At 62.4% G+C, this 14,401-nt stretch carries 13 protein-coding genes; 2 read left to right on the top strand and 11 right to left on the bottom strand.

Features of this window, described 5'->3' with window-relative positions; all coding sequences use genetic code 11:
• Nucleotides 1–278 precede the first annotated feature (278 nt).
• From ACOFKT_RS16265 to yidC, 3 genes are all read right to left on the bottom strand, one after another.
• Nucleotides 279–998, bottom strand: a complete 720-nt coding sequence (locus ACOFKT_RS16265) for a copper homeostasis protein CutC (RefSeq protein ID WP_419805031.1) — start codon at nt 996–998, stop codon at nt 279–281.
• A gap of 241 nt (nt 999–1,239) precedes the next feature.
• Entirely contained in the window at nt 1,240–2,469 is a 1,230-nt protein-coding gene (locus tag ACOFKT_RS16270; protein WP_419805032.1) for an isoaspartyl peptidase/L-asparaginase family protein, read from the bottom strand.
• Nucleotides 2,470–2,890: 421 nt separating this feature from the next.
• Nucleotides 2,891–4,786, bottom strand: coding sequence for a membrane protein insertase YidC (yidC, locus tag ACOFKT_RS16275; protein WP_419805033.1), 1,896 nt, complete (start codon nt 4,784–4,786; stop codon nt 2,891–2,893).
• A 211-nt stretch (nt 4,787–4,997) separates the two neighbouring features.
• On the opposite strand from yidC, the gene ACOFKT_RS16280 reads away from it, so the two are divergent.
• A complete protein-coding gene (locus ACOFKT_RS16280) occupies nt 4,998–5,336 on the top strand; it encodes a hypothetical protein (protein ID WP_419805034.1) in 339 nt (112 codons plus the stop codon).
• Nucleotides 5,337–5,411: 75 nt separating this feature from the next.
• Here the strand turns inward: ACOFKT_RS16280 and yidD are convergent, their stop codons facing one another.
• The 3 genes from yidD to ACOFKT_RS16295 form a co-directional block, all read right to left on the bottom strand.
• Nucleotides 5,412–5,636, bottom strand: coding sequence for a membrane protein insertion efficiency factor YidD (gene yidD, locus ACOFKT_RS16285; RefSeq protein WP_419805035.1), 225 nt, complete (start codon nt 5,634–5,636; stop codon nt 5,412–5,414).
• 249 nt (nt 5,637–5,885) lie between these two features.
• Nucleotides 5,886–6,845, bottom strand: a complete 960-nt coding sequence (locus ACOFKT_RS16290; protein ID WP_419805036.1) for a class I SAM-dependent methyltransferase — start codon at nt 6,843–6,845, stop codon at nt 5,886–5,888.
• 158 nt (nt 6,846–7,003) lie between these two features.
• Nucleotides 7,004–7,477, bottom strand: a complete 474-nt coding sequence (locus tag ACOFKT_RS16295; RefSeq protein ID WP_419805037.1) for a hypothetical protein — start codon at nt 7,475–7,477, stop codon at nt 7,004–7,006.
• Nucleotides 7,478–7,825: 348 nt separating this feature from the next.
• On the opposite strand from ACOFKT_RS16295, the gene ACOFKT_RS16300 reads away from it, so the two are divergent.
• Nucleotides 7,826–8,752: a hypothetical protein gene (locus ACOFKT_RS16300; protein WP_419805038.1), complete on the top strand. Its 927-nt coding sequence runs from the start codon at nt 7,826–7,828 to the stop codon at nt 8,750–8,752.
• 185 nt (nt 8,753–8,937) lie between these two features.
• On the opposite strand, the gene rnpA is transcribed toward ACOFKT_RS16300, so the two are convergent.
• The 5 genes from rnpA to ACOFKT_RS16325 all read right to left on the bottom strand — a co-directional run bounded on the left by rnpA (nt 8,938) and on the right by ACOFKT_RS16325 (nt 14,277).
• A complete protein-coding gene (gene rnpA / locus ACOFKT_RS16305) occupies nt 8,938–9,348 on the bottom strand; it encodes a ribonuclease P protein component (RefSeq protein WP_419805039.1) in 411 nt (136 codons plus the stop codon).
• A gap of 77 nt (nt 9,349–9,425) precedes the next feature.
• Complete coding sequence (locus ACOFKT_RS16310) at nt 9,426–10,001, bottom strand: DUF2231 domain-containing protein (protein WP_419805040.1); 576 nt, start codon at nt 9,999–10,001, stop codon at nt 9,426–9,428.
• Between the two features lie 199 nt (nt 10,002–10,200).
• The gene (gene rpmH / locus ACOFKT_RS16315) at nt 10,201–10,356 is read right to left on the bottom strand and encodes a 50S ribosomal protein L34 (RefSeq protein ID WP_014787855.1); all 156 of its coding nucleotides are present in this window, start codon (nt 10,354–10,356) and stop codon (nt 10,201–10,203) included.
• A gap of 522 nt (nt 10,357–10,878) precedes the next feature.
• Nucleotides 10,879–12,576, bottom strand: coding sequence for a GDSL-type esterase/lipase family protein (locus tag ACOFKT_RS16320; protein ID WP_419805041.1), 1,698 nt, complete (start codon nt 12,574–12,576; stop codon nt 10,879–10,881).
• A 297-nt stretch (nt 12,577–12,873) separates the two neighbouring features.
• On the bottom strand, nt 12,874–14,277 hold the full coding sequence (locus ACOFKT_RS16325; RefSeq protein ID WP_419805042.1) for an MBOAT family O-acyltransferase: 1,404 nt from the start codon (nt 14,275–14,277) through the stop codon (nt 12,874–12,876).
• Nucleotides 14,278–14,401: the final 124 nt, after the last annotated feature.

Consider the following 14,401-nt stretch of genomic DNA (forward strand, 5'->3'; position numbering starts at 1 on the left):
GACAAAAGCCCGGCTAGAACCGGGCTCTCGTCAAGAACATTCGGACTTCCTCATGCGAAGACCACCTTGGATGAAGCGGGCAATCACCCCGCTTCAGTTCCTCGGCACTCTCGTGTGGCTCGCGTACCAGGTCGTAAGACTTGTACACTCGCTCCACAAGTAGCCGCGGAACCAACAACTGCCGAGGTTCGCTGGCGTTCACGCGCCAGTGGACCCGGTAGTTGGATGTATACACCACCGTCCGGGTTTCGCCAACCGTTTCCAGCCCGCGCCATGGCTCAACTCGCGGCCGCCGCCCGCAACGCCGCGACCACCTGCCGCACACGCCCCGCCAGCGCATCCACACCGTCCGCCGCACCACCCAGCGTGCCGTGATAGTGCAGCCCCGGACACATCGCCGCCAGCCGCCCCGCATTCTCAACGCGCAGCCCGCCACCCGCCGCAATCTCAATGCGCCCCGCCGCCTGCCGCACCAGCCCACTTAGCGCCGCCGCACCCTCCATCACATCCGCCGCCCCGCCCGAAGTCAGCACTCGCCCACACCCAGCGGCGATCACATCTTCCAGCGCCCGGCAGAGGTCCGGCGTCCGGTCAAACGCCCGGTGAAACTCCACCGGCAACGGCGCCGCCAACTCAACCAGCTCCCGCATCGCCTCAACCGCCACCGTCCGGTCCTCGTTCAGCACACCCGCCACCACGCCCGCCGCACCCAACTCCTTCGCCCGCACAACCTCGGCCCGCATCCGCGCAAACACCTCACGCCGGTACCGGAAGTCATCCGCCTCAGGCCGCACCAACACATGCACCCGCAGGCCCGAATCCGCCACGGCCCGCGCAATCATCTCCTGCGGCGGCGTCAATCCATCCACCTTCAAATGCACGCACAGTTCAATCCGGTCGGCGCCCCCCAGCCGCGCCGCCTCGCACGCCTCCACCGTCTCCGCACACAACTCAAACGTGAACGCTTTTCTCACTCCGCCCAGCCCAACACTGTCCACTTCTAACTTCGCGCCATCATGACATTGTCATTTCGACCGAAGCACTCCACCCAAGCCAGCACATTGTGCATTTCGGACTTCGCGCCAACCACACATTGTCATTTCGACCGAAGCACCTCACAGCTTCACCGTGAGGTGCGCAGCGGAGAAACCCGCATTTTTGTCGGCACCCGTAGGGCAGTGTGTGTGTAAACGATTCATCGGACATTATCTGAAGCAAAACCCCACCACCCACATCCCCCTACGGCTCATCCCTAAAAATCGCCACCTCCACCTTGCCGCCCTGCCGCAACCGCGCGCGAAACATCCCCGGAGTGTTGTAACTCCACACCGCCTGCCCGTCCGGCGTAATCGCAATCAATCCACCCACGCCGTCCAGCCGCTTCAGCCGCGTGTGAATAATCGTGTCCGCCGCCGTCTGCAGCGGCATGTGCTCGTACTGCACCAGCGCGCACACATCGCGCGCAATCGTCAGCCGGATAAAGTACTCCCCAACCCCCGTCGCCGACACCGCGCACGACTCATTCGACGCATACGTTCCCGCGCCAAGGATCGGCGAGTCGCCGACACGTCCCGGCATCTTCCCCTGCGACCCGCCCGTCGACGTGCCCGCCGCCAGATTCCCATTGCGGTCCATCGCCACCACGCCCACCGTGCCATAGTGCCGTGTTCGCCCGCGTTCTCGCGCCGCCTCCGTGATCGGGTCAGGCAATGCCGCAGCGGTCCACGCCTGGTCACCGTCCCCTCGCGAAGCCCCATGCCGGTCATCCCGTAGCACACTCCTTTGTTTGTCATCCCGTAGCGAAGCGAAGGGATCTGCTTTCCCTCGACCAGCCACGACCCTCGCGGCTTCCAGACCCACACCCGCACGCGGCGCCGCCGGCGCACCCACCGGCCGCGCAGGAACCGCCTTGCCCTCTCGCTTCAACTGCTCCACCAGCGCCTGCCACTTGGCTTCGTTCCAGTAGTACAGCGGCCCCACCTGCTCCCCGTGAGTACTTGCCAGAAACGCATCCGCTCCGCTGCCCACCAGCATCACGTGCGGCGTCTGATCCATCACGGCCCGTGCCAGCGTAATCGGGTGCTTCGCCGTCCGCACCGCCGCCACCGACCCCGCCTTCAGCGTCTTGCCATCCATAATCGCGGCGTCCAGCTCATTGAACCCGGCAGCGTTATAGATCGCACCCTTGCCCGAGTCGAACAGCCCCGAATCCTCCATGATCCGGATCGCCGTCTCCACCGCATCGACGGACGACCCGCCACCATCCAGCACCTTCCCAGCAGCCTCGGTCGCCTCCGTCAACGTCGCCCGATACGCCCGCTCCTGCTCCGGCGTCGTCCCCGCCCGCACAATATCCCCCGCACCCCCATGCACCTCCAACAACCACGCCTTCGGTGTCGTTTGCGCCCAAGCGGCACCCGCGAACAGGTCAATGACACCAAGCAGTAGTACTAATAGCGCCTTCATCATGCTCCTGAGATGTAAGAGGTCCCTGCGATCGTACCGCTAAGGGCCAACGTACGCCGATCTTCACAGCTGCCGTCTTCGAGGGCTGCATTGTCGTCACGTAAGCTCAGGGAGCGCGAAACAGTCCGCAGAACGAAAAAAGCCCGGTAGGAACCGGGCTCTTGTCTATTAAAAGGAGGGCTTCCTAATGCGAAGACCGCCTTGGATGAAACGGGCACTACTCCCGCTTCAGTTCCTTGGCACTCTCGTGTGGCTTGCGGAATCAAGTCGTTCGACTCATTCGTTCACCGCACAGACAGCCGAGGAACAAACTACTGCCGAGGTTCGCTGGCGTTCGCGCGTCAGTGAACCCGGTAGTTGGATGTATACACCGCCGCAACAGGCTTGCAAATAATGCTGCACCCGGTCGAAGAGCAACCCCTTCCTACCGCCGCCCCTGAATCACCTTGCCCTGCGGCGCCCCTACCTTCTTGCGCGCCCGCTTCGCCGCCAGCGCGCGCATCTCCTTGCCCAGCGCCGTCTGGTTCATGATTAGCTGCGTCGCCACCATCAGAATGTTGCCCGTCACCCAGTAAATGCCCAGCCCGCTCGCATAATTCCACGTGATGAACAGCGAAAACGCCGGCATCATGAACGCCATCATTCGCTGCTGCGCCGGGTCCACCCCCGGGCTCGGCATGTAAAAGCTCACCAGGAACTGCGACACCACCAGCGTGATCGGCAATACGTGCCACGGGTCCGCCGCCGTCAGGTCGTGCAGCCAAAACCAGTGCGCTCCCCGCAGCTCAAACACCTTCGGAATCGTACTCAGCATCGCAAACAGCAACGGCATCTGGACCAGCGTCGGAATACACCCGCCCAGCATATTCACGCCCTCGGTCTTCTGCAGGGCCATGATCTCTGCGTTCATCTCCGCCTTCTTCGGATCCGTCACCTTGTACTTCGCGTACTTCGCCTTGATCGCATCCATCTGCGGTTGAATGCGCTGCATCTTCAGCGCACTCTTCATCGTCTGCACCCGCAACGGAATCAGCACCGCATTGATCAGCACCGTCAGCACCACGATCGCCCAGCCCCAGTTGCTGGCCAGGTGCTGTTGCGTCCAGTACAGCGCCAGGAACAGGCCCTTCGCGATCGGCCCGAAGAACCCGAAATCCATAATCGGCGACAGCGTCTCGCTTCGCCCGCTCACCGCGACACTCTTCAGCACCGGCACACTCTTCGGCCCGGCAAACACCCGCAGCTTCGCCGGCCCGTCCGTCGCACCCACCGCGATGCCAAGCAGCGGCACATCGACCGACTTGCCACTGGCCTTGCCGTCCCGCTGCAGCTTCTGCACGTCGATTTTGTTGCTCAGCGTCACCGCCGTCGCATTGTCCAGGTTGTCCGGCAGCATCACCGCCGCAAAATACTGGTCGGCAACACCCGCAAAATCCAGCGGCGCGTTCAGCGTCTCCCCGCCGCTCACCTTCTTGAACGCGAGATGTTCTTCCTTGCCGCCCCGCATAGTCTCGACCGTGGCCGAGTTGTAATCCTGCGGCTGCTCCTCATCGCCAAAACCGCCCGGCCACGCCAGCAACGCACGCACCGGCACGCCGTTCTGCTTCACCTCGGCCTCGGCATGCACCACATACGTCTCGTCAAAGCGGAAGCTCTTCGTCACCTGGTACCCGCCCTGCGCATACTGGAACGTCAGCGTCTGCGGCGCCAGCAGCGTCCCCGTCGCCGACGGCACAAACAGCGCCTGCCGCAAATTCCGCGTCAGCCCCCCGTCATACGTGTACAAGCTCAGCGGATAACCGAACTGCTTCGCCGCCTGCCCGTGCACCAGGTCCAGCGGAGCGCCATAGCGATCCTTCTGCCCCTTCAACACCCACGACCGCACCTCGCCGCCCCGGCTCGAAAACGCAATCCGGTACAACTGGTTCTCCACCACCGTCGTCTGCTCGGCCGTACCCACCACCGCCGGCACCGCCGCGGCACCATTCCCCCCAGCCCCGCTCGCGCCAGCAGCACCGCGTGCCCCACCTTCGCCGCGTTCTGTGCGGCTAAGGTGGGTATCCGCTGCCGCCGTTCCCGCCGCCTGCTGGTTAAACGCCTCGGTCGACCCAGTCGGCACCGGCGCCCCATTCGTGGCCTGCCCAGCCCCACCCGGAGCCGTCGCCGCATTCGCCGCCGTCGGCTTCTGCAGCGGCTGCGTCTTCGTCCCGCGGTACAGCTGAAACAGCGTAAACACCACCACCATCGCCAGCATCATGTACAGCAGCGGCTTGTTATCGCTGCCGCCACCACCCTGATTCGGATTGCGAATCTCTGCCAAAACCTGTCCTCACCATGTTCGCGCTCTCACACACCACGAACGGGCCACACCTCTGCGCCCCACGGACGCAGCTTCGGCCATCTCCCATGCTAAATGCCCGCGACGCCGGCTCACACGCACAAAGCCGTGCCGGCAACAACCAGCAGACATACCATCAGGCAAACGACGTCTTCTCTGCCGGCGGCATCGCATACCGCAGCCGCTGCGCACCATGAACTCCTACCCGCACCCGCCACAATTCGCTGCTCCACAAACGCCGCGCACGCGGCCCTGGTGGCGGCGTCTGCTGCCGTGGATAACCGCAGTCACATTGCTGCCCTTCATCACACTTGCGCTGGGTCTGTTACTGGATCATCGGTTTCACTGCAACCTCACGGGCGATCCTCCCACGGGTTCTCCGTGCATCACCCATGGCATGGACATCGAGCCGGTGACCGCGCTGCTGGAAGACACGGGCGAGGGCGCTCTGCTCACCATCTTTCTCGTTCCCGTGGTGGCAGCGGGCTGGATTTCGGTCCTTGTGCTCCATGTGAGGTCGCGCAAGCAGTAGCCTCCAGCGAACACACGCCTCCGCCCTGACTCGCATCTACAACTGTCTTGACCGCTTGTCCGGCGCCAATGGTATCTACGCCTCCGGCACCTGGTCCAGCCCGCCCTTGCTGAACGGCTGGCAGCGGCCCAGCCGCCGCAGTGCCAGCCACCCGCCGCGCCATATCCCAAACCGCGCAATTGCAACCTCGGCATACACCGAACACGACGGCTGAAACCGGCACCCACCCACGCCAAAGCCATGCAACAGCGGCGACAGCGTATGCCGGTACACCCAGAACACCGCCCGCAGCACCCGCATCAACCCATCACCTCGCACCTGCACAGAGCCCTCGTATCGGCTCGCTGCTCCGTGGTAGCGCGATCAGGTCCGGTGAATGTCAGCATAGGAACGCTCGCAGGACGACCGCTAACCTCGCCTGCGGCGCACAGCGTAGACCCATGTTGCCGTCGGCGTCAGCAGCGCACATCACTGCCCCGCTCAGGTCTTCATTCTAGTGAACGATCAGCAGGTCTGCTGATAACAGAACCCGTTCACCGCAAACAAGGCTTACTTGCGCAGCCTGACAATCCAGGTCAGTTGTGATTCTTCTCGTTCGAACTCGACACACTCGGCAGGAATTGACGATTCTTCGCACAGCGCCCGAATCGCCTCCCGAGAGCGCTCAATCAGCTCCCAATCCACCGCATAGGTCATCAGCGGACGGAAAGGATTGCCCTCATCGATGTTCGTGAAAAGCATAGCTCCGCCTGGCGCAAGCAGGTCGCGGTACATCCCTTTCAGCACGTGCCGAAGCAGGCGGTCCGGAATGTAATCGAACAGGCCGCCGGCAACAATCAGGTCAAAGCGGCCTTCCTGGCGCAGCAGCCGCACAACCGAAGTGATATTGGCGCACACCGTACGAAAGTGCTGCGTGGCGGGTCGAAGGCGTTCGCTCGCAAAGACAAGCGCCGCGGCGTCTATATCGTTCAAGACAAGCTCGCCCTCGAAATGACGGAGCACGCAAAGAAGCGGCAGAAGGTCTCGGCAGCCTCCGCAACCGACCGACAGAATGCGCGGTCGAAAGGCGTGTTCGCCAAAAGCGCGCAGATACGCCTCGGACTGACAGTGGAGCTTGTATCGGTGCTGCTGCACGATGCCGGAGTGAAGCATGGCCTGCTCCAGGCTGAAAGCGAACGTATCGGCCTGAGCACGATTCACCCCGGACGCGATGTACTCCACCGCCCCAAAGTCGCCGTGGTAGCCACTCGGCCAGTTCTGCATATGAAAACCCAGCGGGGAACTGGCCATCGTGCGACGAATCCGTGCAAACATCATCACGATCTCTGCCCGCGAGTGACCCGCCAGTTCAAGCTCTCGCGCCAGACTGTTGATCTCGTGGAGTGCGGAACAGGCATAACTGTAAGCCAGTGCCGGATCGAGGGGATACCTCGCCTCAAGCGCGTCAAGCTTGTCGGACAGATCGGTAACGGAGCCTCGCAAAGCAGAATCCAGCTGTTGCTTGACCACTCGCATCCTTTGTCTTTTGGTCGTGGCCTAAGTAGATCAGCAAAAAGAGCAGAACCGTTGCCGGCGCATCGCGCGAGCATCCGGGAGAACCAGGCAGAAGGAGGATGGCGAAGCCGTTCGCTTCCCCTGCGAAACAACTCGGCGAAGTGATAAGAAATTCAAGGTCTGATCGAAGCGGACAGGTTCTGCTTGCAAGGCCCGTAATCCTTGCTTTCACCCTCAACCACAAAGGTTTGACCGGCTGTGCCGTTCTTTTGTGCTTTGACCCACTTTCCGTGAAGGCGGACCCGTTCTCCCGCGGGAATGTTGGCCGTATTGCCCGACAACAGGTAGCCCTTCGCGTCGCCCTTTGCCTGAATCTGCATACCTCCTGGGCCATCGGATGTGCATCCGCTCAGCGTGTGATGTGCGTGGTGCACCCCAACCACAATGACCGCCCCGACGACAGCTCCCACCCCGATCGCGACACCCGCCACTTCGCCGCCAGAAGGACCGATCGACGTGTTGCGGCAGTTGGGATCGTTGGGCCCGCAACATCCCACCGCCACTCCACACAGGAGCGAAACGCTGAGTGCGATTCCAACGCCCTTCTGCCGCCAGCGCTTGCGGCTTACATCAAATGCGGAAGCCATTGTTCCGATACCATTTGCGATCTGAGCACTGCCACTGCGCGGCATAGTCTTCCCTTTCAGATTCGAGGTGCTGGCGCAGATCAACTCACAGCTGCGTTCAACGTTGCTTCACTCACGAACCAAGCTGCAGATATCTTGTAAAGGCGCGGGTTCAGGCTACGGGTGATGACGAAACCATCAGTCCGGCGAGGGTGCTCGTTGCGCTTTTCCTACAACTTCAGCCTCGTCTGACGGTGTCAGTTCAAAGGCTGCAATGCCTGCAAAGTTGACCCAGAGTAGAAAGTTCTCGGCGGGCCCGCAATATCCTATTAGGATACTTTTGCACTGGAAAAAGCACCGGGGTAGCACATGATGATCTGGCGCGAGGTAACCGCAGAGGATCTGAGCGAGTGCTTGCAGATTGCCTCGCGACATGTAGGCGATGAACTTGTAGGCCGCAGCGCCGCCTTACAGATTTGGCGGACTCTCGCCCAAAGCCCTATGTTTCGATCCGCTGTTCTTGAGTGCACAGGCCCCGGCAAGGTCCCACGCATTTGCGGCTTCGGCTCCAGCGTATTTGTCTCCAGCAGGTTCGCGGACCGGGAGCTCGCCGATCCGAAACCTTTTCTCAACAGCAGAGTCATCGCAAGCATCGCAGAGAACACTTCCGTTGTGTTATCTCAGAAGGGCTTGTCGACTTGCAATGAAGGCGCGGGTTTAGACGTCATCATCTTCGGCGGCGTGTGGTTATCCGAAGGTCTAACCTCAGAGCAGGTGCGGCAAGCACAGATGCTGCTTCCGGCAGGCTTCGCTGAAACACACGTGGGTTACAAACTAAACCGCATCTTTTCCGAAGCGATCGGCCAGGTGCAACGGAACTATCTAACATCTTCCGGCGTTTGGCGCGTGGTGAAGGACCTCGCAGGGACGGATCGTTCTTTGTTTCTACTCAACAGTGAGAGTGCGTTCTCGGTCTCCGGATCCGTCGCCGCGCTCCTCTTTCAATACGAGGCGCCCATTCTCGATCTTCGGGATGCGGACAAGCATCTCCTGTCGGAAACGCTGCAAGGGGGTACCGATGCCGAGATTGCCCGCCGCATGAACCTCGCGCTCGTCTCTGTAAAGAAGAGGTGGCAAAGTCTCTTCGAAAGAATCACGGAGGACCAGCCCGGATTGCTGCACGACTCGGAGTGCCGGCTATCGGAAGGAACCCGCGGTCCCCAAAAGAGACACCACATCTTGGCGTATGTCAGGTCTCACCCGCAGGAGTTACGTCCGTATAAGTGCCCCCGCTAACTTGAGCGTTATACAGGGTAGCTAATTTGAGCGTGAATCAAAATAGTTGACTTGAGCCTTCGACAAGATCGCTGACTTGAGCGTTCGACAAGTTACGGTACCGGACCCTCGCACCGGCTCGTGATGATCCGGAGTAAACCCGTGCGAGAAGGCAAGCGCATGTCATACAGCGGCTTTGCATCCGGCTATCGCGCCTTGGCAATCCGGCGAAACACCCCCGCCAACTCAGCCCGCAACTCCAGAAACGGCAAGGTCTCCACCGTCCGCCGCGGATGCAGCACCACATCCACCGCCAGCCCGCGCAGCGCGCCCTGTTCCGCCCGCACCGCCTCCCGCAGCCGCCGCTTGATGCGGTTGCGCACATGCGCCTTGCCCATCACCTTGCCCACGGTCAGACCCACGCGCGGACCGGCGTACTCGCCCGGCAGCACCACCCGCCCTGCCGCAAAGAAACTCATCTGCTTCCCATGCTGCTTTTTTGTGGCGTTATACACCCGCTGAAACTCCGCATGCCGCCGCAGCCGCAACTCCGCCGCGCTCGAAAGCGCTGCGCGGGACGACGAAACCGGGTCCGGGATCAAACGCGTCTCTGTCATGAAGCCTTCCTTCAGCTTAACGAACTCGGAAGGCTTACTGACCCTTTGCAAGCTGGCAACACGCCAGCGAAGAACGATCAGCCGTTCTGCCCGCGCACACCGATCCCGTGCTCGTAAATCATATTGCCGCCCAAATGCGCCGACACCGACACAACCACGTAACCAGCCATCGCCAGGGCGCGGCCCAGCGTCCGCTTTCCATGCTTCGGCCGCGTCATCAGCGCCGCTGCGAACAGCCCCGTCGCCGCCACATTCAGCAACGCATGGGTCGAGCCGATCCGGCGCGGCTTCTCCTGTTTGATTTCCGACCAGTCCACCATACCGGTCACGGCGGCCCCCGCCGCCCCAAGCAGGCCGATCACCAGCGAAACGTCCGCCACCTTGTCCATCGAATCTCTGCCCGTCAGCGCCCCAATCCCGTCAGCGATCACCGTCACCGACCAGGCGCCAACCGGCACATCGGTCATCACCACGTGCAGCGGCTCATGCAACCAGTGCCCGTGCAGGAACGACAGGAGCTTCTCACCCGCCCTCCCAGCCGCATGGAACGGCTTCTGAACCGCCTCCTGCACGGCGATTTCGGCAGATGGCTTGATCCAGTCCAACTGCTCCGCGTAACGCGCGATGGGATCTTTGCTGGGAAGTGTTGCCAAAGACACGTTGTTCTCCTGCCCCAAACCGAATCGCCGACGGGGGTCTCTTAGCTCAGATGTGCAAGCCGCCGCCACTCAGGCAGGGCACACACGCCCGCATGCGCCACGTCGCACATCGACGACAAAATCTCGTGGGGCCGGCAAAGCAAAAGGCACACAGCCTGAGCCATGTGCCTGTGTTTTACAGAAACGGACAAATCTAGTCGCGGAACCCGGCTGAAACGGCGATCTTGTGCCGGCCCTTGGCGCGGCGGCGGTTCAGCACGTTCTGACCGGCCTTGGTCTTCATGCGGGTCAAAAATCCGTGCGTTTTGGCGCGGCGGCGGCGGTTGGGTTGAAAGGTGCGCTTCGGCATGGTGCGGCTTCTCCTGCATTGGGCAGGGCGGCGGCCCCGCGCATGTCTATGAGCTTGAAATCGAATGTCCCCAGCAGCCTCGGCCCCAATCACAGACCCGGCCGAAGCAGCCCGCCCGCGCTCTTACGACGCCACGGCCAACCACTCAGGACAACCTAAACAGTGTACCCCAAATTCCACAGCAACGGAAGCCTACACTCTGTCGTTTCGACCGAAGCACCTCACAGCTCCACCAGGAGGTGCGCATCGGAGAACCCGCATTTCTGCTCGCCCCACCCACAACCTCCGTGCCCCACCTTCGCCGCGCTCTTTGCGGCTAAGGTGGGATCTGCCGACCCCGCCGCCTACCGGGACACACCCGCACCCAGCAACACATTGTCATTTCGACCGAAGCCCCACAGCTTCACCGTGGGGCGCAGCGGAGAAACCGCATTTCTGCTCGCCCCACCCGCACCTCCGTGCCCCACCTTCGCCGCGTCCTTTGCGGCTAAGGTGGGACCTACTGACCGGCGGAGGTGGAACCTACTGACCCCGCTTCACCCCAACCTTCACCGCAGGCTTCTTCCCCTCCGCCCGCTTCTTCTCCGCCTCGGCCTTCTTCGCAGCAGCGGCATCCGCCTTCGCCTTCGCCGCCTCCGCCTTCTTCCGCTCCAACTCTTCCTTCTTCTTCTGCGCCGCCTCGGTCGCGCTCATCACCTTCACCACGCCGATGCCGCTCCGCTGCTTCCACCGATCAAACGCAACATATAAGTTGTCCACAAATAGCCGCGCCACAATCACCGCGCCATCCGGCGTGGGATGAATCAAATCCGCCGTGATCAGCCGGGGCTTCGCCGCGTACCACCGCGCCATCGTCCCGTCGCCGCCCATCGCCGCATACGTATTGAAGAACGCGCACCCGGTATCGCGCGCCACCTTCTGCTGAATCTCCACAATTTTCGGAATCTGTGGATTCGTGTGGATCTCGCTCATCCCGCCGTGCTCGCCGCGGTCCATCGGGCTCATGATCAGGATCGGCACCCCCGGCGCCGCCGCCCGCGCCTTCGCCACCGCGCCACGCAGTTCCGCCTCCAGCGTCGTCACCAACCCGCCAAACTGGCTCTCGTTCGTGCCGTAGTTGATCACGATCAGCGCCGGCTTCGCCTGCTGCAGCTCCATGCCCCAGGCCGCCGGGTCGAACGTCCGCGACAGCACCGTCGTCGTCGCCCCGTTCAGCCCCAGCGAGTCATACAACACGCCGCGATCACCGCGCCGGAAGTCCACGCCAAACCACTTCACATTGCCGCTCGCCGCAACCTTGATCTCCTTCGCACCCGCCGGCAGCGTCACCAGCCGCGAAGCCGGCACCGCCGACGGCCCGTTCGTGTCGATGGTCGCCAACCCGTTCCCATCCGCCGCGACGCTCATTGACCCGCCACCCGGCTGCTGCAGGTACTCCACCACAACCGCCGTCGCCGGAGCCGACCCCGCGTCCTTCAACGTGTACGTCGTCTCCGCCCCCGCGCCGCCGCTGAAAATCGCACCCCCCAGCCCATACAGCGACTGCTTCATCTTGCCAACGCCGGTCGCGTCCTTCTGGCTCGACGCCCAGCCCGAGTCCTTCATCTCCACGTTGCGGTGTCCGTACCACGCCCATGGCTTCGCGCCCAGGTTGAACCCGTGCCCCGCATCGCCAAACCGCTCCTGCAAAATCTCGCGAATGTCGCCCGTGATCAGGTCCGCCGTCGTCGGCGAATCGCCATAGTGCAGCACCGTCACCACCACCGGCTTACCTTGCTGCAGCGCCCACATCTGCTGAAAGAACGGATCCAGCGCATGCGCGTCGTCCACCATCACCGGCGAAATCGCACCGCCCTGCCCACCGGCGCCGTTCGCACTACCCTGCGCCCCACCGGAGAAACCCTGTGCCCCACCTTCAAGACCCTGTGCCCCACCTTCGCCGCGTTCTGTGCGGCTAAGGTGGGTTCCGCCGTCTGCCCCCGTCTGCTGCACGCCGTTGAACGGCATCCCCGGCGTCACCGGAACCGGCCGCTTCGGCCAGTGCATCTGCCACGCCTCCGCCACCACCCCCGGCGCCAACCCACGCACATCCCGCTCAGGCCACCAGTGCGCCACCGCCAACACCGCCACCGCGGTGACCAGCGCAAGTGCCGTCTTTCCCGAGGCACCGGTCGCCGTGGAAGCCTTCGTTGGAGTGCTCGATACCACCGTGTTACTCACGCTTGCCCTTTCTAAACGTTGTCATTTCGACTCACTTCTTGCTCTTCCCAAACATTGTCATTTCGACTCACTTCTTGCCCTTGCTAAACATTGTCATTTCGACCGGAGCACCCACAGCTTCATCGTGGGTGCGCAGCGGAGAAACCTGCATTTTCAATGCGCGAGCGCGAAGCGCGAGCCCGAGATACCGGAGGGAGCAGCGGCCTTGAGCCCCCTCGCCTGAATCGACACCGCATTCCAAAGGGGCTTTAGCCCCAGCTCCGCGCTAACGCGCACCCGCTGACTTGCTGACCCACCTCAAAACGCCCCATACACAAACCCCGCAGAACCCTTGCCCGCCAACTGCTGAATCACCAACACCACACCCGCCACCGCCGCACCCTGCACCCAGAACGGCACCGCATCCGCCCACCTCGTCGCCCGGTCGAACCACACCTGCGGAATCGCCTGCGCCACCGCCGCAAACCCCAACACACCCCAAAGCGCCGGCGCCAGGTTCTCCGTCCCCGGCGTGTGCGATGCAATCTGCTGCAGAATCAGCTTCGCCGTCGCCACGTCTTGGGCCCGGAAGAAAATCCACGTAAAGCACACAAAATGGAACGTCACCACCGCGCCCAGCACCCGTGCCCACACCGGACCCTCGCCCAGCCGCCGCTTCCGCCCCTTCTTCCACCGCGATTGCGACCACACAAACACCAGGCTCAGCACGGCACCGTGCAACGCACCCCAGATCAGAAAGTTCCACGTAATGCCGTGCCACAGACCGCCCAGCAGAAACGTCGTCAGAATCGCGTACGTGAATGACGACCGCAGCCAAGCCCGGCTCTTCGGCAGCGATTCAAACAGGTAGTCCGTCAGCCAGCTTGAAAAGCTGATGTGCCACCGCTTCCAAAAATCCTGCAGGTTCACGCTCAGGTACGGCGTCCGAAAGTTCTCCGGCACGGCAAACCCCAGCAGCATCGCCACGCCAATTGCAATGTCCGAGTACCCGCTGAAATCAAAGAACAGTTGCAGCGCATACCCATACACCGCCAGCAGGTTCTCCACGCCCGAGTACAGCAGCGGCGTATCGAACACACGGTTCACGAAGTTGTCCGCCAGGTAGTCCGCCACCAGCAGCTTCTTCACCAGCCCGGTCGCAATCAGCAAGAGCGCCGCCGCCCCCTGCTGCCGCGTCAACCCAAACGGCTTGCCCCATTGCCGCAGCAGCTTCGCCGTCCGCGGGATCGGCCCGGCCAGAATCGTCGGGAAGAACAATGCGCTCGCCAGGTACGTAATCGCGTTCCGCTCCGGCTTCGCATCCCCGCGATACACGTCGATCGTGTAGCTAAGTGCCTGAAAGCAATAGAAGCTCAGGCTCAGCGTGAACAACCAGCCCCACGCCTTTGCGCCATTTCGCGCATCCGCAAGGGGCAAAATCTTGAAGAAAACAAGCAGCCCCACGTTCAGAACCAGTGATAGACTGACCCAGGTTTTGCGGAGCGTATGCGCCACGTCGGGTGCGCCCAACCGCAGTCCCACGGCGAAGTCCACCAGAGCGGCAACGGGCAACAAGAGGTACACCGGCCCGAACTTCGCCAGAAAAAACAGGTTCGCGGCCAATACCAACACTTGCTGCGACCTGCGGGATCCGCCGAGCGCCCAATAGAGCGCAATCACACACAGAAAGAAGACGAAGAAGACAGGGGAGCTCAGGGACACTGCGCGGGCCGGTTTTACAGAACCGTGCGAACTTTCTCTTTCAGGAAGGGCGCCGGCAAGGCTCAAAGCAACAGCGTCCCTGTGACCACAGCAACATAGAACCTCGTTCTCGCGCAACTCCCCT

The sequence above is a fragment of the Terriglobus sp. genome (assembly GCF_965201105.1).
Taxonomy (GTDB): domain Bacteria; phylum Acidobacteriota; class Terriglobia; order Terriglobales; family Acidobacteriaceae; genus Terriglobus.

Bases quoted from the DNA above. Each gene is read 5' to 3' on its own strand.
- ACOFKT_RS16270 (WP_419805032.1), bottom strand. From the start codon at position 2,469: ATGATGAAGGCGCTATTAGTACTACTGCTTGGTGTCATTGACCTGTTC.
- ACOFKT_RS16280 (WP_419805034.1), top strand. From the start codon at position 4,998: ATGAACTCCTACCCGCACCCGCCACAATTCGCTGCTCCACAAACGCCG.
- yidD (WP_419805035.1), bottom strand. From the start codon at position 5,636: ATGCGGGTGCTGCGGGCGGTGTTCTGGGTGTACCGGCATACGCTGTCG.
- ACOFKT_RS16295 (WP_419805037.1), bottom strand. From the start codon at position 7,477: ATGGCTTCCGCATTTGATGTAAGCCGCAAGCGCTGGCGGCAGAAGGGC.
- ACOFKT_RS16300 (WP_419805038.1), top strand. From the start codon at position 7,826: ATGATGATCTGGCGCGAGGTAACCGCAGAGGATCTGAGCGAGTGCTTG.
- rnpA (WP_419805039.1), bottom strand. From the start codon at position 9,348: ATGACAGAGACGCGTTTGATCCCGGACCCGGTTTCGTCGTCCCGCGCA.
- rpmH (WP_014787855.1), bottom strand. From the start codon at position 10,356: ATGCCGAAGCGCACCTTTCAACCCAACCGCCGCCGCCGCGCCAAAACG.